We start from the raw sequence: 21,521 nt of genomic DNA, 5'->3' as shown, positions 1-21,521 counted from the left end.
CGAGGACGGTTATTGGTTCCAGCATCGACTGCCAGGCGACGACATCCTCCGAAGGACACCTGGGGCCAGCAGAACCAAGCCGGGCGCAGGTCTACTTGCGCCAGAGATCGACCTGCCCGCCAAGACGACACGCGCCCCTCCGACATGGATCCACAAAGGACAGAGGTTGTTGGAGAAGCGGGGAGGAGCGCTAGCGGATCTCTTATGCCACCCCGGGCGATGACGCAGGTGACGGGCGAGCCTTCATCGCGCGGTGAGACAAGCGCCCAGCATTTTGGCGCTGTTCAACGAGCTTCCGGGGTGGCAGTGAATGGAGCCGACTGGCTCCACGGGGAGGCCAGTGTGCGCAAGCGGACAGGAAGAAGGTGAAGGTTCTGTGAGACGGTGATGCCCATGGACAGGACTGCGCTGACAGCGGAGGTGTTCGGCGGCCGGATGCCCACCCGCGCTGGTGACCTCGTGATCGAGTCGCACGGGATCACGCCCGTGCCAGTCGGCAACCGGTTCGGCCGGCCGGTGCGCCTGCTCACGGTGTTCTTCGCACCGAACCTCACGATGACCGCCGTGTTCTCCGGAACACTCGGTGCCGGGCTCGGGCTCGGTTTCGGTACGGGACTGGTCGCGCTGCTGCTCGGGACGATCCTCGGTGCGATTCCCGTTGCCTACCTGGCGACGTGGGGACCTCGAACCGGCACGGCGCAGCTGCCTCTCGCGCGGCTGCCCTTCCGGAGGACGGTGGTTCTGCCGGGGTTGGTGCAATGGTTCAACTCGATCGCGTGGGACGCCCTGGTGGGGCTTTTCGGCGGCGACGCGCTCGCTCAGCTGGTCGGGATGCCGTTCTGGCTGGCAGTGGCGATCGTCTTGCTCCTGCAGTGCGCGGTGGGTGTGCTGGGGTACGAGGTGATCCACCGGGTCCAGGCGGTGATGACGGCGATCATCGCGGTCTTCTTCGTCGTGCTGACCGTCAGGTTGCTGAGCGGGCATGCGGTGGTGGTGGACAACAGCGTGTCGGGCGCGGATCTCGTCGGTGCGTTTCTGCTGTTCAGCACGATCGCGCTGAGCCTGTCGATCTCCTGGGCGAGCTACGCCTCGGACTTCAGCAGGTACCTGCCGCCGACGACGTCGCGACCGCGGGCGTTCCTCTACACGCTCCTCGGAGTGACGCTGTCGTTCGTGTGGGGTGAAGCGCTGGGATTGGCTGCCGGACAGACGCTGAGCGACCAGACCACGGCGGGAATCAGCACGTTGCTCGGCGGCGGAGTCCTCGGCGGAGTGGCCCTGCTGGTAATCGCGTTGACCGCGGTTTCGTCCAACGCGATGAACGACTACAGCGGCTCGCTCGCACTGCAGACCGTGGGCGTCCGGCTGCGGCGTCCCGTTTCGGCGGTGGTGGTGACCGTGATCGCGTTCGCGCTGATCCTGTGGATGCACAGTGGTGACCTGGCCTCGAAGTTCGAGGACGTGTTGCTGGTGATCGGGTACTGGATCCCGCCGTTCGTCGGGGTGGCGGTGATCGACTGGTGGATCCGCACGAAGCGTGGGCGCCGGTTCGACGTGCTCGCCGACGCCGCGAAACCGCAGGCGGGCTGGCCCGCTCTGGTGGCGTTCACGGTCGGTTGTGCCGCTGCAGTGCCGTTCATGAACACGAGCATCTTCACAGGCCCCGTCGCCGCGGCCGCCCACGGCGCTGACCTTGCCTACTACGTCGGGCTGGTGGTTTCGGGAGCGGTGTACGCCCTCCTCCTCGTGCTGGTGCGGTCACGCGGTGGAGCGGAGCTCGGCGAGGGGACGAGCGAACGCGGACAGTGAGACTGAGGGGCTCGGGCTCTCGACAGCCCAGAAGTCCCTGGGGCGGCCGAGCGGGTGGTGACGAGGAGGAGCCCTGCCACCACCCGCGAGGACCTCACGAGCTGCTGTCAGGGGTTGGGGCCGGTGACAACCGGACGGTCCGGGTGGTTCGACCACTGGGACCACGACCCGGGGTAGAGGGCGGCCTCGATGCCGGCGACGGCGAGTGCGGCGACCTCGTGCGCCGCGGTCACACCCGAACCGCAGTAGACGGCGACGCGATCGCCGTCCGCGCCCAGTGAGCTGAACCGTGCGGCCAGCTCGTCGACTGGGCGGAAGTGTCCGTCGGCCGTCAGGTTCTCGCCGGTGGGGGCGCTCACGGCACCGGGGATGTGACCGGCCCGGGGATCCACCGGTTCCTGCTCGCCGCGGTAGCGCTCGGCGGCTCGGGCGTCGAGCAGAACGCCGTCGAACTGCCCGGCCTCGTCCATGTCGATGACGGGCATGTTGCCTGGCTTGAGGACGACGTCTCCCGGTTCCGGGCTGGGACCGAAACCCGTCTCAAGAGGACGGTCGCCCCAGGCGGGAAGGCCGCCGTCGAGCAGTCGGACATCGCTCACCCCTGCCCAGCGCAACAACCACCAGGCACGAGCGGCCGCGAGGTTTCCGCCGTTGTCGTACGCGACGACGCGGCTGCCTTCTCGGATGCCCCAGCGCCGGGCGGCTGCCTGCAGGGCGTCGATGTCCGGCAGCGGGTGTCGTCCTTCGGTCGGCACCGGCGGGGCGGCCAGCTCCGTGTCCAAATCCACGTACACCGCGCCGGGGATATGTCCGTCCAGGTAGTGCTGGTGCCCGTGCGGGTCGCCGAGTGCCCACCGGACGTCCAGCAACACCGGGGGATCCGCGGACTCCAGCTGCCGCGCCAGCTCCTCACCGCTGATCAGCACGGGCGGCACGGCCATCGGCAGCTCGTCGAGGTCCGCCGTGCCGGGCTGCTCCTGCCGTTCCGCCGCCAGGCCGAGACGGTGCTGCACCGCCTCGTTGAGCGGCGTCGGAACCCCGTGCAACCTCCCCAGCAACACGATCTCGCCGTTCAGGAAATCCCCCTCGACGGACCGGCCACGCGCGAGACTCTGCGACGTCGAACTCCCGACCCGTGGTCGAGCCGGGTTCTCCACCGCCTTCGCGAGCGATATCGGGATCTCGGACTCCGCCACCAGGTCGGCCGCCGAGATCCCGGCCGCCGCGAACACGCGCCGGGCCTCGGCCTGCAGCTGCGCGGTCACACGTTTCTTCGGCCCGTACAGGGCCTCGACCGCGTTGCCGAGATTGCCCAGCAGCTTGCCCGCCTTCCAGCGCACGAGGTCCGGCACGAGCTGCACCGCGAAGTCCGCGGCCCGGAAATCCTCCGCGATCCGCGACAGCCGGGGATCGTCACCTGACGGGTAGCGGCCGAGCCAGAAGATGCCCGGCTTCTCGGCACCGTCCGCGCTGACCTCACCGGGGCGAACGAAGGTGGCGGGCTGCCACAACGCGGCCCCGAAGACCGTCCGGAACCGGCGTAACGCCGCGCGCTCGTTCTCGAGGCCGTTCTGCAGACTCACGATCGGCAGGTCGGCTGCGACGCCGTCACCGGCCGGGCGCCACGACCACTCCTGCAGGACCGCCTCGGTGTCCTGGGTCTTGGTCGCGAGCACGAGCACGTCGTCCGGTTTCAGCTCCACCTCTTCCGCGCCGCCCGCGACCGGGACCCGCACCACCTGCTCCCCGGACGGCCGGAAGTACCGCAAACCCCTCTCGCGGATGGCCTCGCCGTGCTCGCCGCGGACGATCAGCAGGACCGGAACCCCGGCGAGGTGCAGCTGGGCCGCAACCGTCGAGCCGATCGCCCCGGCGCCGATGATGATGTATCGCATACCTCCATCCCACCACCGGCCGCCAGTCCGTGGCGAGCGAGCCGGGCGGGGCAAACGGGCGGGCTAGGAGATCCGGACAGGCAGGTCGCTGCCACGAGTTCCGTCCGGCGGGGTCTTCCCGCGCGGGGTGGGTGGAGGTGGTTGCGTCCTTTGGCAGGAGGTGCCGGATGAGCGGGGAATCTCGGCGGGGTGGGGGTTTCGCGTAGGGAAGGTGCCGCGGCGGCAGCAGGCGTTTCCACACCAGAACTCGGCGAGACCGCCTTCCGGGGGCATGCCACCTCGATCCGTGGGCTGCGCGTGGGTGCGGTGGCTGGCGGCGTGCGGCGCGGTGGCGTGAGTGGCTGGGGGCAGTGGCCGACTAGGTGGGGTGAGCAGTACAGCGGGGACTGGCGAGGGTTGGTGGCGGTTGCCGGGCGTGCTCCTGGTGGCCCCGCCAGCGGCGGCATGTGCCGGGGTAGCGGCCTCGGCAGTAGCGGCTCCCGGCCGCCAGGCACCGGCACCGGCACCGGCCCCGGCAGCGGCGGCTGGTGGCGGTTGCCGGGCGCGCTCCTGGCGGCCCCGCCAGTCGCGGCGGATGCCGTGTCGCCCGATGGTGACCCCCGGCAGTACTTGGTTGGTGTCGGCCACCGGGCAGAGGCCCCACCAGCGGCGGCTGGCGCCGCCTCACCGGCCAGCTGGCACACACGCCTAGCCCCCTACGGGCCCCGCCCCCCAAACCCCTCAAAAGACCCGCTCGCAACAAGATCGTGACCGCTGTGCGTCAACCTTCCGGGTGATGTGGGCGTCTCAACTGGTGTCAGGGAACGGCGAATCGAGGGGGACCGCGTGCGCGTGAACAAGATCTGGATGGCCTTGACCGGCGCGGCCGCGGCCGTTGCGCTGGTGGGGTGTGGCGGGAGCACCGAGGGCGGTGGCTCGCAGCCGCTCGCCGCGGTCAGCACGCCTACCTCGACCAGCTCGGCGACCACCCCGCCCGCGACCACGGCACCGCCCTCCACGACGGCGGCCCCGAGCACAACGAGCACTACCAGCACGACGAGCACCACCAGCACGTCGAAGACCACCCCCAAGCCGTCCTCCACGACGAAGAAGACGACGCCCCAGCCCGCCGCCAACCCGGCCGTGCCGTGCACCGTCACCGACGGCGCCTGCGTCGACATCTCCGCGAAGAAGGCCTGGCTGCTCAGCGGCGGCAAGGTCGTCTACGGCCCCGTCCCGATCACCACCGGACGCAAGGGCTACGCGACGCCGACCGGCATGTTCCACGTGCTCTACAAGGAGAAGATGCACTACAGCAAGGAGTTCGACAACGCGCCGATGCCGAACTCGGTCTTCTTCTACCCCGGCGACGCCTTCCACCAGGGCAGCCTTTCCACCCCGTCGCACGGCTGCGTGCACCTCTCCAGCGCCGCGTCGCTGAAGTTCTTCAGCACCCTCAGCGTCGGCGACCCCGTGCAGGTCGTCCCCTAACCCTCCGCCGGCTCCAGCTCGGCCCGCAGCTCGGCGAGCAACTCGCTGCGGCTGCCGGCGCCGAGCCGCTGCCGCATGCGCGCCATGTGGTGCTCGACGGTCTTCGCCGAGATGAACAGGCGGTCGCCGATCTGCTTGTACGTCAGGCCGGCGAGCACCAGCTCCGCCACCTGCCGCTCACGCTCGCTCAGGCGCGCCGGGCCCGGCGTCGGCGCCGGGTCGCGGCCCTGCAGCACCCTCGCGCAGTCCAGCAGGGTCACCATCACCTTGCGGTCCGACGTGCGGATCGCCGCCTGACCGGCCAGCCTCGCGCCGTCCCAGCACAGCCCGACGTCGTGCAGTGCCCTGGCCGCGGCTTCGACGGCGACCGGATCCACCTCGCCGCCCAGCACCTTCAGCCAGCACTCCGCCGCCTGCGACATCGCCGCGAAATACGGTCCCGTCGCCGCACCTGTGGCCAGCGCCCGCGCGTGTTCCGCCGCTTCCTCCGGCTGCTCCGCCAATATCGCCGCGTGCAGGCCGCTCCAGTGCAACGCCGTCGCCCACAGCGGTGGCTCCCCGAGCGCCGCCAGCAACTGCCGCGCCTGCCGCAGGTGCGGCGCGAGCCGGTCCCGCTCCCCCAGCCGGGCCGCCGCGACCTCGAACTCCCCGAACGGCAGGAAGGTGAACAGGTCGACCGGGTGCCGGATCACGGCCTCGCGCGCCTGCCCCCAGATCCGCCGCAGCGCCGCCAGGTCGCTCGCCCGCCGCGCGATCCCCACGCGCAGCCCCACGGCGAACAGCCAGTCACGCGGCGACAGGTCGTCGCCCGCTTCGCGCAGCCTGGCGACGGCCGTCTCCTCGTCACCGCGCACCATCGCGATCCACGCCAGCAGCAACCGGTGCCGCGCGACCAGCGCACCCGCCTCGATCGCCCGCTCCAGCAACGGTTCCGCGATCGCCGCCTCACCGCTGTGCAGGGCGACGAGCGCGCCGAGCGCCGCCGGGCTGTCTGGCAGCAGCAGCCGCCTGGACACCGGTTCCAGCATCTCCGCCGCACGGACCAAAGTGGACAGAGCCACCGCGGGCTGCTCCGTCACCGACTCGACGATCCCGCGCGCGGCGCCGTTCACCGCGCCGGACAGCAACGTCGGCGGACCCGTGCCGGCGCACTCGTCCAGCGCCTTCCGCGCCTCCGGGACCCGGCCGGTGCCGACGAGCGCGATCGCCGCGAAGCACCGGCTGTCCCCGGTGCCCGCCCACTGGAACAACTCCGCGCTGCGCGCGAGCTGACCGCGGTGCGCCAGCGCCGTGCCCGCCACCCGCGCCCCTTCCTCGCGGTCACGGGGGTTCTCGGCGGCGAGCAACTCGTCGGCCAGGCGCAACGCCGCGTCGAAGTCACCGGCTCGCGCGACCGCCTCCGCCCACCGGGCACCGACCCGGCGCCCCGCCTTGGCCGCCGCCTCGTACAGCTTCGCCGCGAGCGCCGGTTCCGCCTCGTCGGCGGCGGCCTCGAACGCCGCGCCGATCTCCGGCCCGGTCAGCCCGGCCTCCAGCAACGGGCGCACCAGCGGCAGCACGGGACCGCCGCGTTCGAGCTGCCGCTGCACCAGCTGCCTGCGCAACGCCACTTGCCGGGGCTGCGGGACCAGCTCACGCAGGGCCCGCGCGGCGATCGGGAGCAGCCGCCCGTCCGGTGACAACAACCCCGTCGCGTGCGCGGCCTCGATGACGGCGCCCGACTGGTCCGCCGCCGCACCGGCTTCCGCGGCGAACAGGAAGCGGACGACGTCCTCGCCCGCGTGGTCCAGTTCGTGCCGCAACAGGTTCAGCTCCGACGTCGCCCTGACCAGTCCCGGCACACCACCGGTCTGCGCGTGCACGAACTCCGCCAGCTCCGGCGAGCCCGTCGCTTCCAGGAACGCCTTCGTGCGGGCGACGTCGAACGGGCGCAGCACGATCTGCCCGCGCAGGCGCGCGAGCACCTGGTTCAGCGCCGCGCGCCGCGGATGCGGCCGGGTGGCGATCACGATCTGCGCCTGCTCGTCCTCCAGGTAGCGCAACAGCTCGCCCAGCTCCGCGTCGCCGAGCAGGTGGGCGTCGTCGACCAGGCGCACGTCGGCCCCGGCGAGGCGTTCGAGCACCGTCGTCTTGCCGTAGCCGCCGGGTGCGACGATCGCGAGCCGGACCGGCGCGAGGTCCCCGGCCACGATGGCCGCGCACACGCGTTCCGTCGGTTCGTCCAGCAGGATCACTCGTCGTCCTCGTCTCGGGAACCGCTCCGCCGGGTCGGGACGAACCTGCGGCGCGGCGGTTCGAGCGGGGTCACCACCACCGGGGGGCGTGGTGGGCTGGGTTCGGGATCGTAGACCTCCTCGGGCTCCAGCTCGGGCAGGCCCGTCACCCTGGGCACCAGCGCGGTGGACGCGGGCGGCGCCTCGGCGGGCGGACGGGCGGCGAGCGCGGCACCCCGGCAGGCGGCCGTCGCGGGATCGGGGTCGACGACGACGCGGCAGTCCAGCACTTCCTCCGCCAGCCGTCCGGCGAGCGGGATCCGCGCGGTGCCACCGACGAGCAGCGCCGCCGACAGCTGCTCGTACCGGCGCAGCGGCGTGAGCGCGAGCCTCAGGTACGGCTCGGCCAGCCGTTCGAACTCCGTGCGGGTGAGCCGGCCCGGCAGGTCCACCTCCGGCGACGACGAGAGCAGCTCCTTGGCTTCGACGCACGCGTCGTGCAGCTGCGCCGCCTCACCGCCGACGCGCGCCACCGCGTGCTCGGTCAGCACGTCGTCGAGCGGGGGCGCGAGCTGCTCGTCGGAGCTGACCAGTTCGAACGTCGCCGCCGCACGCCGCAGCAACGCCGTGTCGACGTACTCGCCGCCCAGCCGGCACACCCCGAGCAGGCTGCCTGGCTCGACCCGCTCCCGCACGAACAGGCTCTCGGCCGCCGCGATCGGGGTGGGCAGCAACAACGCACCGGGCAGGCCGGCCTCGGCGAGCGCTTCGTGCAGCAACCGCCGCCGGTGCCCGCCCCAGCCCGGGGGGTGGGTGAGGGCGATCCGGTCCGCCTCAACACCCTCGGCCTCCGCGACCTCGTCGGCCACCCAGCCCGCGACGACCGCGGTCAGCGCCTCCGGCCGGTACAGCTCGTCGCCCAGCAGCAGGGGCACGTCGTCGCCGATGCGGCGCGCGAAACCCCGCGCGCTCCGGCCGGGCTCGGCCAGCGCGCGGCGGCGTGCCTCCGGTCCGGCGACGACCGTCGCGTCCGGCGCGACGTGCAGCACCGACTCGAGCGAGCACACCACCTCGGGCTCGCCCCAGACCTCTCCCGCGCGGCGGCAGACGGCGGCCTTGATCCGGGTGCCGCCGAGGTCGATACCGAGGACGTAACGCATTCGAGTGCTGCCTCCTAGGAGTCGTCCTTTCGTACCAAAGGCCGCCGTTCGGGTCACATCCCCTAATCCCCTAACCCGCTCGTGTCCCGCGGTCCCCACCGGGACCCGGCACGATCCCCGATGGCAGGACCTGCGGGAATACCTAGATTGACTCGAAGTTGTCCGGCCGGTGCCGGACGCCCTCGTGAGACCGACCCCTAGATACCGGAGACCTCGTTGTCCCACCCCGCCCAGAACCTGCACGACTTCGTGCTGAACCTGCTGACCGACGACGCCGCCCGGTCCGTGTTCGCCGCCGACCCGACTGCCGCGCTCGAGCGCGCCGGGCTGAGCGACGTGACGCCGCAGGACATCCAGGAAGTCGCCCCGCTCGTCGCCGACTACGCGCCGGCCAACGCCGCGGCCTCGCTCGAGTCCGTGCTGTCCACCCTGCCCACCGGTGAGGGCCTGCAGGACACGATCGCGCACCTGACCGCCGTCGCCGACGCCGCGGACGCCGCCGGGGTCCTCCCCTCGCTGGACGCCCCCGAGCGCCAGCTGCCGGTTTCGGCCCCCACGCTCAGCGGGCTGCCGGTCGCCACGCCGGAGCTGGGCAGCACCCTGCCGCTCGGGCTGCCCGAGCTGGGCCAGCAGCTGCCGGAGCTGGGCAACACGCTGCCCGTCGGGGACCTGCCGCTGGACAGCTCGCTGCTCGGCAACCTCCCCCTCGACGGCTCCGCCCTCAGCAGCCTCCCGCTCGACGGCTCCGCGCTCGGCGACCTGCCGCTCGGCGACCTCCCGCTCGACGGTTCCGCGCTGAGCGGCCTGCCCCTCGACGCGGCCAAGTCCGACGGCTTGCCGATCGCCACCAGCGGCATCGAGGGCCTCAACACCCCGCAGGTGAGCGGCCTGCCCGTCTCGACCCCCGAGCTGGACCTGCCGCTCCTCGGCAAGGTGGAGACCTCGACCAGCGGCACCGGCGACGGCTTCGCCGGCACCGCGACCTACGAGGGTGACGCGGCCACGGGTGCCGCGGGCGTCGCCGCGGCCGACGACAGCCTGGCGGTCGCGGGTACCACCGAGTCGAAGCTCGGTTACGTGGCCGGCAGCGGGATCGCCGGTGCGGACACCCTCGCGGGCGGCCTGCAGAGCGAGTCCGGTCTCGGCTCGTACGGCGTCAGCGCCGAGGGCAGCCCGGCCTCCCTGCCGGACTTCGGCACCGTGACCGACCTGGGCGAGAGCCTGGACTCCGACGCGCTGGCGAAGAGCGCCCCGGCCGCCGGCACCCTGGCCGACTACGTCTCCTCCGGCGGCGAGCTGCTGGGCGAGCACGTCGAGGCCGCCTCGACGACCATCGGTGGCTACCTCACCGGTGTCAGCACCCCCACCGGCGACCTGCGGGCGACCAACGCCCTCACCGACGCCGGCGAGCGGGGCAACGACGCGATCCAGGACGCGGCGAACCACGCCTCGGACCAGGTCTCGCAGCACGTGCCCGCGACCCCGGCGCTGCCCGCGCCGGAGCTGCCCACCGACCTGCCCACGCACCTGCCCGCCGACCTGCCGGTCCACGTGCAGGCCGAGCTGCCCGGTGGGCTGCCGCACCTGCCGGTCGCGAACCCGATGCCGCAGGCGGGCGACCTGGAGCACGCCCTGTCCGCGCAGCCGCTGAGCGACTCGGTGGACGTGTCCCACAACCCCGTCAGCGACGCGACCAGCGCCCTCGACCACTCGCCGCTGTCCCAGGTCACCGACCTCGGCGGCCTCACCGACGACCTGCCTTTCGGCCACTGACCGCGCCCAGTGTGGCGGGCGGTGTTCTCGCCAGTGCCCTCCCTACGGGGTGAGAACACCGACCGCCGGTCGTACTGACGGCGGGGGTTCGTCGCAAGACGGACCCCCGCCGTTTCCATTTCGTGACCGGACAGGGCACACTGCTGCCCGTGATGGCACCGCCCTGGCTCGAAGTGCTGGACGACACCGTCCGCGCCTGCGCCACCCACCGGCGCGCGGATCTCGTCGAGCGGCTGAGCACGCGGAGATCCCGGCTGCTGGATCCGAAGCTCCGCGTCGTCGTCATCGGCGAGGCGGGACAGGGCAAGAGCCAGCTGATCAACGCCCTGCTCAACGCCCCGGTATGCGCGGTCGGCGATGACCGGACCACCGAGGTCCCCGCCCTGATCGAGCACGCCGAGACCCCGACCGCGGCCGTGGTGACGGCCGGCCCTCGCGCCATCGCGAGCTCCTCGCGCACGTCCGTGGCGGTCGAGGACGTGACGGCCGAGGCGAACCGCGAAGCCCGGTCCGCCTCCGGAGCCCCGGTCGTCCGCACGGAGATCGGCCTGCCGAGGGCCCTGCTGGCCGGCGGGCTCGCGCTCGTCGACTCGCCCGCCCCGGCCGCGCTGGACACCGTGCGGGACATGGCCGCGGACGCCGTGGTGATGGCCACCGACGCGACGAGTGAGCTGTCCGGCACGGAGGTCCGCCTGCTCGAACAGGTCGCGCGGCTGTGCCCGACGATCGTCGTGGCCCTCACCAAGATCGATCTCGTCCCGGGCTGGCGTGCCGTGGCCGAGCGCACGCGCGCCCGCCTCGTCGAGGGCGGCCTGCTCGCCACGGTGCTGCCCGTGTCCGCGACGCTGCGGCTGGCAGCGGCCCGCACCGGCGACAAGGCCCTCAACGAGGAATCCGGGTTCGCGGACCTGATCCGCTTCCTGCACCAGGGCCTGCTGGGCCAGGCGGACCTGCTCGCCCGCCGCTCGGTCGCCGCGGTGACCGCGCTGACCGTCGACTCACTGCTCGGCCCGCTGCAGGAGGAGTTCGCCGCGACGCAGCGCGCCGCGAACACCGAAGCCGTCGCACGCTGGCACAACGAGGGCCGCAGGCTGGAACGGCTGCAGCGCGACGCGAGCCGCTGGCAGACGATGCTCTCCGACGAGGTGTCCGACCTGCTGTCGGACGTCGAGTTCGACCTGCGGGACCGCACGCGGCGGATCCTGGTGGAGGTCGACGAGTACTTCGACGCGGCCGACCCCGCGAAGACGTGGGACGAGTTCGAGGTGTGGCTCCGGGAGAACCTGACGGCGGTCGCCGAGACGAACTCCGAATGGCTGCTCGACCGGTTCGAGTGGATCGCGCGGAAACTGGCCCGCCAGCTCGCGCCCCACCGGCCCGACGCGGTGCCCGACTCGCTGCCGCGCGAGGTGCCCGCGGACGCCGTGGGCGACCTGCGGATGCCCCGGGTGGAGCGGTTCGGCGTGGGCCAGAAGCTGTTCGTCGGCATGCGCGGCTCGTACAGCGGGCTGCTGATGTTCGGCCTCGCGACCACGATCGCGGGCCTGCCGCTGATCAACCCGATCTCGCTCGGCGCGGGTGCGGCGTTCGGCGCCAAGAGCGTGCTCGAGGAGCGGGGCAACCGGCTCAAGCGCAGGCAGGCCGCCGCGAAGACCGCGGCACACCGGTACGTCGACGACTTCTTCCTGACCTACGGCAAGCACAGCAAGGACACCGCGCGGCAGATCCACCGCGCCCTGCGTGACCGGCTCACGGCCGTGGCCGACGAGCTGCGGGCCGAGATCACCGAGTCCGCGAAGTCGATCAAGCAGGTCATCGACACCGACACGGCGCAGCGCACGGCACGCGCGAACGAGATCCGCCGCAGCATCGAGGAGCTGGCCGGGCTCCGGCAGCGGGCGCAGTCGCTCGGCGCGACCAGGGCGGTCCAGGTGCCGCGGGGGCTCACCGCGTGAACCTCGCGGCACAGACCCGGCTCCTGCTGGAACAGGCCTTCGACGCGTACCGGGACAGCCCGCGCGCCGCCTCCTGGCTGGGCAGGCACCTCGACCGGTTCTCCGACCCGCTGCGCCTGGCGGTCGTGGGCGGTCCGGCGACGGGCAAGTCGACGATGGTGAGCGCGATCGCCGGGCAGGAGCTGTCCGGGCAGGGCGACGGGATGCGCTGGTTCCGCGCCGCGCCGAGCCGCTCGCAGAACGAGCTGACGCTCATCGACACCCCCGCGATCGACGAGCACGCCACCCCCCAGACCATCGAGGGGATCTGTGCGGAAGCGGACGCGGTGCTGTACCTGGTGCGGCATCCGCACAACGCCGACCTCGGTTTCCTGCACACGTTGCAGGACCACGCGATCGCGCGTGCTTCGGCGGTCAACTCGGTCGTCGTGCTGTCGCGGGCCGACGAGCTGGGCGGCGGCCGGGTGGACGCGTTGATCTCCGCCCGCCAGATCGCCCGCCGCTACCGGCGCGAGCCGGAGCTGCGTGGCCTGTGCCAGGACGTCGTGCCGGTCGCGGGGCTGCTCGCCGCGGGCGGGCGCACCCTGCGGGAGGCCGAGTTCGACGCGCTCGTGGACCTCGCCGCCGTGCCGAAGGCCGAGCTGGAGCCGCAGTTGCTGTCGGCCGACCGCTTCCTCGCGTCGACCGGGCAGCCGGGTGCGGTGCTGCTCGAACGGTTCGGCCTGTTCGGCGTGCGGCTGGCGATCACGCTCATCCGCCGCGGCGCGCAGACCCTGCCGTCACTGGCGGCGCAGCTCGTGCCCCGCAGCGGGCTCGCCGAGCTGCGCGACTCGATCGACCAGTACTTCACCGAGCGCGAGGAGGTGCTCAAGGCGCGTTCCGCGCTGCTGGGGCTGGAAGTGGTGCTGCGCATGGAACCCCGGCCCGCGACGCCCGCGCTGGCCGCGGAGCTGGAGCGGGTCGTGGTGAGCGCGCACGAGTTCCGCGAGCTGCGCCTGCTGGCGGCGTTGCGGACGGGGCGGATCGCGCTGCCGCCGGAGCTCGCCGCGGAGGCGGTGCGGCTCCTGGGCGGGCACGGCACGGGGATCGCGGAGCGGCTGGGCGGCGACGGGTCGCAGCACGCGGTGCTCGACGCGATCCGGCGGTGGCGGGAGCTGGCGGAACGGCCGGGGGCCGGCACGGGTGAACGGCGCGCGGCGGCCGTGGTGGTGCGCAGCTGCGAGGCGCTGGCGGCGGGACCGCTGTGAAGTGGCGCGGCAACAGGCTGTTGCCGCGCGGGTTCACTCCTGCGGTGCGGCCGGTTTGAAGTAGACGGTGCCGCCGCCGGTGGGCATGCGGCGGAAGAAATCCACCCGGGTGACTGGGCGGCCGGCGGGCTGCTGCCCGACCGCGGGGTGCTCGCCGGGCCCGCCCGGTCGCGTGACCGGCTCGCCGGGCCGCGTGCCGGTTCTGCGAGAGGGCTCCCACTGCGCTGCCATCGCGCTCCTTAACCGATTCGGGGAATTCCGTGCGATGTGGACAGTACTCCGCCGGTGCGCCAGTCCGCCCGCGCCCCGCCCCCGGTCAATTCGGCCGCGAAAACCGTTGGCGCAGCGCGAACCCGGACTGACTTCGGGTGACGGATAACCGTGACCGGCATTGCCGAACCCCCTGCTCCCTCGAACGTGTCACCCCGATCAGGGGAGACGGTGCACCAGCGCCGACCGCACGAGGTGCGCGAGCGCGACGGCCTGTTCCGGGGCCAGCGCGTCCGCGGACACGGGCTCCTTTTCCAGTCTCCGCACGATTTCCGCGGCGTCCTGTGCCAGCCAGTGCAGTTGCGGCGGGCTGCCGGGACGCGCGGCGAGGACGCGTCCGGTCGCGGCCATCCGCGCGAGCCGCACGAGCGGATCGAGAACGTAACGCCCCGCGGGCGCGGTTTCCCCGGGAATTTCCGGCGGATTTCCCTCCGCACGCAAAAATGTGCGGAGCAGCCACCGCGCGTCCCCTTCGAGGGCGTCCTCGGCGCCCAGCAGCCACCGCCCGATTTCGGTTTCCCTCGCCCTGGCGGAGAGCAGCAGCGAATTCTCCCCCAGCAGCCCGGTTTCCCCGCGGCGCACGACCTCTTCGGCGAACTGCGCGAGGCACGCGTAGGCGTGGAACGCGGCGATGACCTGTTCCACCGGCCAGCTCGCCCCGGACCACGACGGACGGAAGATCCGGTCCCGCGACAGGTCCTCGGCGAGGAAGTCGTGCGTGATGGCGAGGTCGAAGAACTTCTGGTGCGCGCCTTCGTGCACCAGTGCCTCCGCGACGTCGTACGCGCACGCCGGCTCGTCGATCAGGATCAGCCCGGGGAACAACCGCGAGGAGGCCGACACCAGGCCGCGCGAGGTGTCCCTGTCGAGCACGACGAGCAAACCCGTGTGCGGCACCAGGTCCGCGGCGAGCCGGGGGATGACTTCGGCCGCCTTCGCCAGCCCGGCCTGGACGAGCGTCAGCGCCCGGTGGTGCCGTTCGCCGTCGGCTTCGGTCAGCGGCCGCGGTGGCGGGCCGGGAATGCCGCTCTGCGCGTGCACGACCGACAACGCGTCGGCGAGGCGGTCCCCGGCCTGCGCGCCGGTCGCGACGTCCAGGCGCAGGGGCCCGGCGTGCAGGCGCGTGATCACGTCGTCGAGCGAGTCGTCGGCCGTGGGGTCGAAGGTGCTCCGGCCCGCCAGCGCCTCGCCGACGCGGAACCGGAACAGGGGGTTGTCGAGCTGGTCGTCGGACCGGGTGCAGGGCGCCGAGGCGCACACCTCGACGGCCAGCCGGTACAGCGCCCGGCGCTCGGCGAGGAGCGCGTCCGCGGGCGCGAGCGCCGCGTGGACTTCGGTCGCATCCGGCCAATCGGAACTGAGAGTCATCCTGCGGCTTCCACCTTGAACGAGAGGTGATCCCCGACCGCGACAAGGTACGCCGCCCACCGGGTTCCCACATCTCCGGGGACATGTCAGACAACAGATCACCGACATGTCCCCCGAACGGCCGTCAGCGTGCGATCAGACGGCCCCGCCGAGCAAGGAGACGATCTGCACCAGGCCGAGCACCGCGAGCGTCAGCCCCGCGGTCACGGTCATGACCAGAATCGTGCGCCAGCCGATCATCGCGACCGCAAGGGCCACCAGGAAGATGACTATCAGCAGGTTTTGCGAGTTCACCACGACACCTCCTCGGTTGCTGCCGAGCCGGTACCGGGGGTGGGGTTGCCTGCCCTCGTCCGCCTCGGTGTAACGAGCATCCCCATCCAGTCTGTTGTCTGTCAAGTAACAACTTGCTGACTGACAACTTGCGTCCGTTGTCCGCCAGGAGTTACAGTTCCTGGAACGCTCGGGGAACCCCTAGAGACTCGAGAAGGCTGCTCATGGATGACGAGAGCTGGGCGCTCTCACCGGACACCCGCAAACCGCTGCCGGAGCTGATCGAGGACAAGCTCCGGCAGCTGATCGAGAGCGGTCGTTTCCAGGCCGGCGACCGGTTGCCGACCGAACCCGAGCTGGCGCAACGGCTCGCCGTCGCCCGCAGCTCGCTGCGCACGGCGCTGCAGCGCCTGCAGCTGCAGGGCATCGTCGAGGTGATGCGCGGACGCGGCTGGTACGTCCGGTCCACGAACTTCGGTGACCGCGACGAGGCGCCGCTGGTGCTCGACGGGCAGATCAGCGGTTCGGACCTGATGGAGGTCCGGATCGCGCTGGAGGCCACCGCGGCCAGCCTCGCCGCGACGCGCGCCGACGACGGCGAGCTCGACGAGATCGCGAAGCGCGCGAAGGACCACCAGACCGCGGCCACCGAGGACGCGGACGAACTGCTCCGCACCGACGAGGAGTTCCACGCCGCCGTCATCAGGGCGAGCCACAACGAGTTCCTCGAACAGCTGTACCGGTCGCTCGTGCCGAAACTGCGGGGCTACCGGCGGAACAGCTACGGCACGGTGGAGCTGCACAACCGGTCCGCGACGGAACACGACCAGGTGGCGTGGTTCCTCAAGCGCCGGGACGAGGGCGGCGCCCGCGTGTCGATGACCGCCCACCTGCTCGGGCTGTACAACGACCTGGCGAACCGGGACGCCCTGCCGGCTGAGGAACGGGCGACGCTGAACACGTACAGCTACGACGAGGCCGACGAACCCCGCTGGCACAAGAGCTGAATTAATCCGATCGGGCCTATCGCCCTTTCCCGCCTTCCGCAGATCATGGATGCTCTCGCTACGAGGCGGAGAGGCAGTGGAGGCTGGGGACGAAATCCGGCCCGCCGGATTCACGCGGCCCAGGCGGGGGGTACGGCGGCTGGCCGGCTCGCTGCTGTTCCTCGGGGTGCTGGCGCTGGTCGGGACGGTGCTGTGGGCGCCGGGAGGTGGCTGGGCGGAGCCGGTCCACCGGCTGCTCGAACTGACCTTCCCCGTGTTGTTGCTGGCGGCTGCCGGGCTCTACGGGTACGAGCTGTTCCTGCGCCGGTGGCTGGCGGCCGAGCTCGTGCGCATCGCCGGGCCGCGGATCGTCGAGGCGCTCCTCCCCCACCAGGTGATGGAGGCGTTCCTCGATTCGATCTACGGGCGCAACGAGGCGAACCGGGACGTGATGACGGGTGTGCTCGGCGGGGCGGGACGCCGTCCCGGCGGGGGCGACCTGACCATCAGCACGCACACCGGGGTGCACATGGAGCTGCGTGCCGTCGACCAGGAGCTGTACTACCTCACCACCGCCGTCACCTACAGCTTCCGGCAGAACGTGCCGGTGGACCGGTTCATCGTGTTCGCGACGTGCAACGCGCTGCTGCGGGACTCGATCAGCTCCGGCTGCCAGCTGCCGTTGTTCGAGCTGTGGTTCGTGCCGGACAGCACGCTGTTCCGCAGTTCGGTGGACGACATGCTGCCGTCGGTGCGGCTGGGCATCGAGTACGTCGATTCGGCGGGCAGGCACCACAGCGCGTCGGCGAGCAAGCTGCGGCTGCGCGAGGTGAAGTACCAGCAGTGGGCGGACTACCTGTCGTTCTTCCGCGAGGACATGGGCCCGCTGCCGAGGCAGAACACGTCGGACCACCTCGGTGACCTGCGGATCTTCGAGTGCGACCTGAGCGACATCGCCGCGGACGACCACACGGTGCAGGCCATCGAGCGGCTGTCGGTGCGGGTCAGCGCGCTGCAGCGCGTCGACGACGGGATGTGTTACTGGCAGGCGCCGTACCCGTGCTACGTCGACCAGATCACGTTCGCGGTGAAGGAGCTGGACGTGGAGGGCTCGGGGGCGTTCGAGTTCAACCTCGCGCCGTTCACGTTCCGCTCCAACACCGCGACGACGCGCTGGCTGCGGGCGGAGGACCTGCCGGAACTGGACGTGCGTTCGTGGCTGCTGCCGGGGCACGGGGTCGCACTGCTGTGGCGCCCCAGCCGCGGCGGCGAGTGAGGCGGTGGGTTCAGAGCTCGATCCAGTAACGCAGAACGCGGTCACTGCTTTCGAGAACGCCACCGTTCCGCTCGATCGTCTTGGCTGAGGCGGAGTTGTCCGCTCGGCAGACGAGCAGCACGCGTGGCAGGCCCAGCGCACGTGCTTCGTCGAGCATCGCGCCGAGCGCCCAGGTGGCGATCCCCCGGCCCCGCGCCGAAGGACGGATGCCGTAGCCGATGTGCCCGAGCCGCGCCGCGGCACCGGTGAGCTCGTGCCGCAGCGCGATGCCGCCCAGCACTTCACCGTCCTCGACGATCCACCGGAAGGTGGCGTGGACCCGGCCGTCCTGCAGGGGCCGCGCGGGGTCCGCCTGGTCGTTCAGCCGCGCGACCCAGGCCGCGAACCCCTCCGGGGAGTCGACGTCGTCGTCCGGGCCGATGCCGAAGCCGTCCTCGTGGACGCCTGGGCCCCAGTCGTCCCGCGCGCGGAGCCACGCGTCACGCAATCCGGTGGTGGGGGCGAGGAGTTCGAGCACAGACCCTCCGAGGGGCTAGTTCCGGCGGTCGGACCAGCCGGCGGGCAGCTGGTCGGGCGCGACGGAGATGACCGACTCGTCATTCTCGCCGACGTGCTCGAACAGGGTGATCTCGGCGAACTCGGGGACGATGTAGATCGGGTAGGTCGGCCCCTCGTCGCGGTAGGCGCGCATCTCGTCGAGGTGCTCGTTCTGGAAGACGACCGTGCGCTCGCCGTGTTCCTCCACCCAGCGCGGGAAGAAGATCACGCCGTGCAGGCGGCGCCGCGCGGGCAGCACGTTCACGACGACGGACGTGCCGGTGGGCTCGTTCCAGGAGATCTTGTAGTCGTCGTCGCCGAGGCGCACCAGGTCGACCTGCTGGTCCTTGACCCAGCGCCCGCCGACCATCCCGGAGTGGATGCGGTAGTCGATGGTCGTCGCGTTCTTGACGTACATCTCGTACTGCCAGCCGTTGGCGTAGGTGTAGATGAACCGGTGGCCGACGAGGCCGGACAGATCTTGAACGGTGGTGCTCATGCCTTTGATTTTGTCACAAAACTAGTTTGTCTCGAAACGAGAGTTGCGGCACACTGTGGCGCGTGGACGCCGCCGCCGAACTCGGCCGACTGCTGGGCCCCCTCCGCCGCGCCGTGCTGCGCGCGGCCCGCACCGCCGCGGACCTGCCCGACCTGCCGGAGGCGCAGATCGAGCTGCTGCGGGTGCTGGTCGCCGAAGGGCCGCTGGGCCCGCGGACCGTCGCGGCGCGGCTGCACGTCGCGCCGTCGACCGTGAGCAACCTGGTGAAGGCGATGCTCGCGGCGGACCTGGTCGAACGCGTCCCCGCCCCGGACGATCTGCGCACGGTCCGCCTCAGCGCGTCAGTGAAGGCGCGCGACCTGCTGAACCGCTACGACCGGACCAGTTCCGCGACACTGGCCCGCACGATCGCCGAATTGCCGGCGGAGGAGCGGGCGGTGCTGGAGACGGCGCTGCCGGTACTGGCGCGGCTGGTGGAGAAGCTGGAACGGGGCGCCTCTTCACCGGACTGATTCACGCGTTGGCGGGCAGCTTGGGCCAGGTCGCGGCAGCGATCGTCTTGGCCACGGTGCAGGCGTCCGTGGCGTTGTCGGACGGGCGCACGAACAGCTGCGCGAACTGGTGGAACCCGCGGACCGGGGAAGGGCCGAGGTCGGTGGCCAGGGCACAGCCCGTGTCGCCCGGCATGGTGACCGTCGGCCGCTTCGCGATGCGGACGTCGGACCTGCCGGGCAGGTTGCCGTAGTCCAAGCTGAACTCGATCTGGCTGTAGTCGGTCAGGTCGAGCCACGTGCAGTGGTGGCGGGTGAGAGCGGGCACCGGCTTCATCCCGTCGGCCAGCGCGGGCGGCGCGATCGCGAGGACGTCGGGCACGACGGTGCAGGCGTCGATCGTGCCGATGCCGCCGGCGGGGAAGGTCAGATGGCCGGCCTTCCTGGCGGTGACGTCGGCGACGAGGCCGTCGAGAACGGCGTCTTCCACCTTGCAGAGGTCCTCACGCTGGTCGACGGTGTTGTCGTCGCCGGTGAGCGCCACGGACGCGGCGAGGTGCGTCCCGTCGGCGAAGGTCAGGTAGCGACGACATTCGTCGGGCGAGCCGTAACCGGTGGACTCGATCTTCAGGCCGTCGCCGAGCGTCTTCGCGGTGGCATCCGCGGTGCGGTCGGGGTCCGCCGTCTTGCCGCCGAGCCCGCCGACGGTGAGCAGCGCTTCCTTACCGTCCACAGTGGTCAGAGCGGAGCACTGGTCAGGCGCGGGCAGGACGCTCTTGACGTTGTTCGCGCCCGCGGCACCGGCGGCGTCGAGGTCGAGCAGGCTGCAGTAGTCGATGGTGGTGAGGTCGCCGAACGCCTGCTCGGCGGTCAACGCCGGCGGCGGGGGTGGCGGAGTGCTGGGCGCGGGCGCAGGCCCGGCGACGGTGGACGCACAGGCGGCGAGCAGCACGGCGGGAAGCACCGCGAACCAAGATCGGGACACGCGAGGGTTATCCGTCACAGGCGGCGTGGTGTTTCGTCCCGTGATCAAACCGTTCCCGGAATCGGAAATCGAGGTGGTTATCGGGCCATCACACCGGCGCGGACATCCGGAACGGGCAGAATACTGTCATGGATGCTGGCCTCCGGGAGTTCTACGACGTCGTCGGTGAGCCGGGCTACGAAATCGACGTGAACCCGGAGTTCCCACCGGACGGCAATTGGGCTGAGCCTGTTTTCACGTTCGGCCCGGACGGTCGGGTCGAGTCCGGATTCGCGCCAGGCACAGGTGGAGTCCTCGTTCTTCGAGTCACCGCGGCCGAGGCGCCGGCTTGGGTTGGGGTTTTCCCGGCTGGCGACCTCCGCGGCGTCGACGGGGTATACGCAGGTCCGGCCGCCCGTCAAATGTGCGTGCTTGCCGCTGGAGACGCGTATCTCGTACAGGTGGACGCGCCGCACGCAGGTGCGCTCGTTGCTCAGGTCCAGGTCCAGCAGGTGGCCAAATCGCTCGATCCGGCACTGCTCCTGCTGGTCCGCGACTTCGACATCGTGGCTATCGGGACGTCAGGAATCGCATGGCGTTCCCCGAGACTGGCGGTCGACGATCTTCGCGTGCTGGCGGCGGATTCCCGCGGAATCCACTGCACGGGCTACTTCCTCGGCGACAGGACGGAAACGGTCACCGTGGATCCGATGACCGGCGAAGTGATCGACGGACGACGCCTGGAAGGCACCGGCCCCGGGCCTGGCCCGGCATAACCTCCGGCCACAAAGCGGAAGCGGAGGGATTTGAACCCTTGGCGGGTTGCCCCACGCTCGCTTTCAAGGTGTGCCGAGCGGTCTCCGCCGGGGTCCCCTCCCCCGCTGAGCTGGCTGTTTACGTAAACACGGACTGTGCCGGACCAGCGCAGGTGCTCAATGGGGGTGATGGACTGGTCCAGTGTCAGCATGGCTCAGCGTTACCAACACGTCACCGACGCTTTGCGATATTCGATCGCAGGGGCAAGTTGGAGACACTTGTGGGAGCAGTAGGCGCACTGGAATGATAATAGGTCGCGTTGTAGTAGATGCCTGGCGGCAGCATCTACTCTTCAACCCGCGGCAGAGGGGCAAGTTGCGTGAGAATTCCTGTTTGCTCTCTGAGGTAAACATCAGAGGTGCGATCAAATGCCCATTTCATGACCTCGCGAAAAGTGCTCGCATCAAAAGATTCATCATGCTCCGCATGGACAGATTGCGCCCACCCAGCCGACCAATACCGCTAAGTTTAGGCGAGTTTCCGCAGCTCAGAGGCGTTTGGAGGCGTCGCCCACAGAGC

At 71.3% G+C, this 21,521-nt stretch carries 18 protein-coding genes; 9 read left to right on the top strand and 9 right to left on the bottom strand.

The features are described 5' to 3' along the window. The first annotated feature begins 393 nt into the window (after positions 1-393). Positions 394-1,809, top strand: coding sequence for a purine-cytosine permease family protein (locus ABFX51_RS20320; protein WP_346054572.1), 1,416 nt, complete (start codon positions 394-396; stop codon positions 1,807-1,809). Between the two features lie 107 nt (positions 1,810-1,916). Here ABFX51_RS20320 and ABFX51_RS20315 read toward each other — a convergent pair whose 3' ends face one another. Then, positions 1,917-3,704 (bottom strand): rhodanese-like domain-containing protein, encoded by a 1,788-nt coding sequence (locus ABFX51_RS20315; protein ID WP_346054571.1) that lies wholly within the window; start codon positions 3,702-3,704, stop codon positions 1,917-1,919. An 825-nt stretch (positions 3,705-4,529) separates the two neighbouring features. Here ABFX51_RS20315 and ABFX51_RS20310 point away from each other — a divergent pair. Then, the gene (locus ABFX51_RS20310) at positions 4,530-5,174 is read left to right on the top strand and encodes a L,D-transpeptidase (RefSeq protein WP_245783127.1); all 645 of its coding nucleotides are present in this window, start codon (positions 4,530-4,532) and stop codon (positions 5,172-5,174) included. Here ABFX51_RS20310 and ABFX51_RS20305 read toward each other — a convergent pair. Continuing rightward, positions 5,171-7,408, bottom strand: coding sequence for a LuxR C-terminal-related transcriptional regulator (locus ABFX51_RS20305; RefSeq protein ID WP_346054570.1), 2,238 nt, complete (start codon positions 7,406-7,408; stop codon positions 5,171-5,173). The two genes, ABFX51_RS20310 and ABFX51_RS20305, sit on opposite strands and share 4 nt — an antisense overlap. Next, positions 7,405-8,547 (bottom strand): Hsp70 family protein, encoded by a 1,143-nt coding sequence (locus ABFX51_RS20300; RefSeq protein WP_346054568.1) that lies wholly within the window; start codon positions 8,545-8,547, stop codon positions 7,405-7,407. The genes ABFX51_RS20305 and ABFX51_RS20300 overlap by 4 nt, the downstream gene beginning before the upstream one ends. A 216-nt stretch (positions 8,548-8,763) precedes the next feature. On the opposite strand from ABFX51_RS20300, the gene ABFX51_RS20295 reads away from it, so the two are divergent. From ABFX51_RS20295 to ABFX51_RS20285, 3 genes are all read left to right on the top strand, one after another. Continuing rightward, positions 8,764-10,320 (top strand): IniB N-terminal domain-containing protein, encoded by a 1,557-nt coding sequence (locus tag ABFX51_RS20295; protein ID WP_346054567.1) that lies wholly within the window; start codon positions 8,764-8,766, stop codon positions 10,318-10,320. Between the two features lie 149 nt (positions 10,321-10,469). Then, a complete protein-coding gene (locus ABFX51_RS20290) occupies positions 10,470-12,275 on the top strand; it encodes a dynamin family protein (RefSeq protein ID WP_346054566.1) in 1,806 nt (601 codons plus the stop codon). Next, entirely contained in the window at positions 12,272-13,522 is a 1,251-nt protein-coding gene (locus ABFX51_RS20285; RefSeq protein ID WP_346054565.1) for a GTPase domain-containing protein, read from the top strand. Before ABFX51_RS20290 ends, ABFX51_RS20285 begins: the two co-directional genes overlap by 4 nt. A 33-nt stretch (positions 13,523-13,555) precedes the next feature. Here the strand turns inward: ABFX51_RS20285 and ABFX51_RS20280 are convergent, their stop codons facing one another. The 3 genes from ABFX51_RS20280 to ABFX51_RS20270 all read right to left on the bottom strand — a co-directional run bounded on the left by ABFX51_RS20280 (position 13,556) and on the right by ABFX51_RS20270 (position 15,457). Then, positions 13,556-13,753 (bottom strand): hypothetical protein, encoded by a 198-nt coding sequence (locus ABFX51_RS20280; RefSeq protein ID WP_091509221.1) that lies wholly within the window; start codon positions 13,751-13,753, stop codon positions 13,556-13,558. Between the two features lie 198 nt (positions 13,754-13,951). Beyond that, complete coding sequence (locus ABFX51_RS20275) at positions 13,952-15,160, bottom strand: aKG-HExxH-type peptide beta-hydroxylase (protein ID WP_346054564.1); 1,209 nt, start codon at positions 15,158-15,160, stop codon at positions 13,952-13,954. Between the two features lie 135 nt (positions 15,161-15,295). Continuing rightward, positions 15,296-15,457, bottom strand: coding sequence for a hypothetical protein (locus ABFX51_RS20270; RefSeq protein WP_177228752.1), 162 nt, complete (start codon positions 15,455-15,457; stop codon positions 15,296-15,298). 200 nt (positions 15,458-15,657) lie between these two features. Between ABFX51_RS20270 and ABFX51_RS20265 the strand changes: the two genes are divergently transcribed. Next, entirely contained in the window at positions 15,658-16,440 is a 783-nt protein-coding gene (locus ABFX51_RS20265) for a FadR/GntR family transcriptional regulator (protein ID WP_091509226.1), read from the top strand. 76 nt (positions 16,441-16,516) lie between these two features. Then, positions 16,517-17,695 (top strand): hypothetical protein, encoded by a 1,179-nt coding sequence (locus ABFX51_RS20260; RefSeq protein ID WP_346054563.1) that lies wholly within the window; start codon positions 16,517-16,519, stop codon positions 17,693-17,695. A 10-nt stretch (positions 17,696-17,705) separates the two neighbouring features. On the opposite strand, the gene ABFX51_RS20255 is transcribed toward ABFX51_RS20260, so the two are convergent. Together ABFX51_RS20255 and ABFX51_RS20250 are read right to left on the bottom strand one after the other, a co-directional pair. Further along, on the bottom strand, positions 17,706-18,212 hold the full coding sequence (locus ABFX51_RS20255) for a GNAT family N-acetyltransferase (RefSeq protein ID WP_346054561.1): 507 nt from the start codon (positions 18,210-18,212) through the stop codon (positions 17,706-17,708). Between the two features lie 15 nt (positions 18,213-18,227). Further along, positions 18,228-18,731 carry a phenolic acid decarboxylase gene (locus tag ABFX51_RS20250; RefSeq protein ID WP_091509230.1) on the bottom strand — a complete coding sequence of 168 codons (504 nt, stop codon included), beginning with the start codon at positions 18,729-18,731 and terminating at the stop codon, positions 18,228-18,230. A gap of 62 nt (positions 18,732-18,793) precedes the next feature. On the opposite strand from ABFX51_RS20250, the gene ABFX51_RS20245 reads away from it, so the two are divergent. Continuing rightward, complete coding sequence (locus ABFX51_RS20245; protein WP_346054559.1) at positions 18,794-19,243, top strand: MarR family winged helix-turn-helix transcriptional regulator; 450 nt, start codon at positions 18,794-18,796, stop codon at positions 19,241-19,243. 1 nt (position 19,244) lies between these two features. Here the strand turns inward: ABFX51_RS20245 and ABFX51_RS20240 are convergent, their stop codons facing one another. After that, the gene (locus tag ABFX51_RS20240) at positions 19,245-20,207 is read right to left on the bottom strand and encodes a hypothetical protein (protein ID WP_346054558.1); all 963 of its coding nucleotides are present in this window, start codon (positions 20,205-20,207) and stop codon (positions 19,245-19,247) included. Between the two features lie 128 nt (positions 20,208-20,335). Between ABFX51_RS20240 and ABFX51_RS20235 the strand changes: the two genes are divergently transcribed. Then, positions 20,336-20,962, top strand: a complete 627-nt coding sequence (locus tag ABFX51_RS20235) for a hypothetical protein (protein WP_346054557.1) — start codon at positions 20,336-20,338, stop codon at positions 20,960-20,962. The last annotated feature ends 559 nt before the right edge of the window (positions 20,963-21,521 follow it).

Origin of the sequence: Amycolatopsis dongchuanensis (assembly GCF_039542405.1) — a bacterium.
Lineage (GTDB): Bacteria > Actinomycetota > Actinomycetes > Mycobacteriales > Pseudonocardiaceae > Amycolatopsis_E > Amycolatopsis_E sacchari.
Note: the sequence above shows the minus strand (reverse complement) of the source record. Positions and strands in the feature narration are given on the sequence as shown.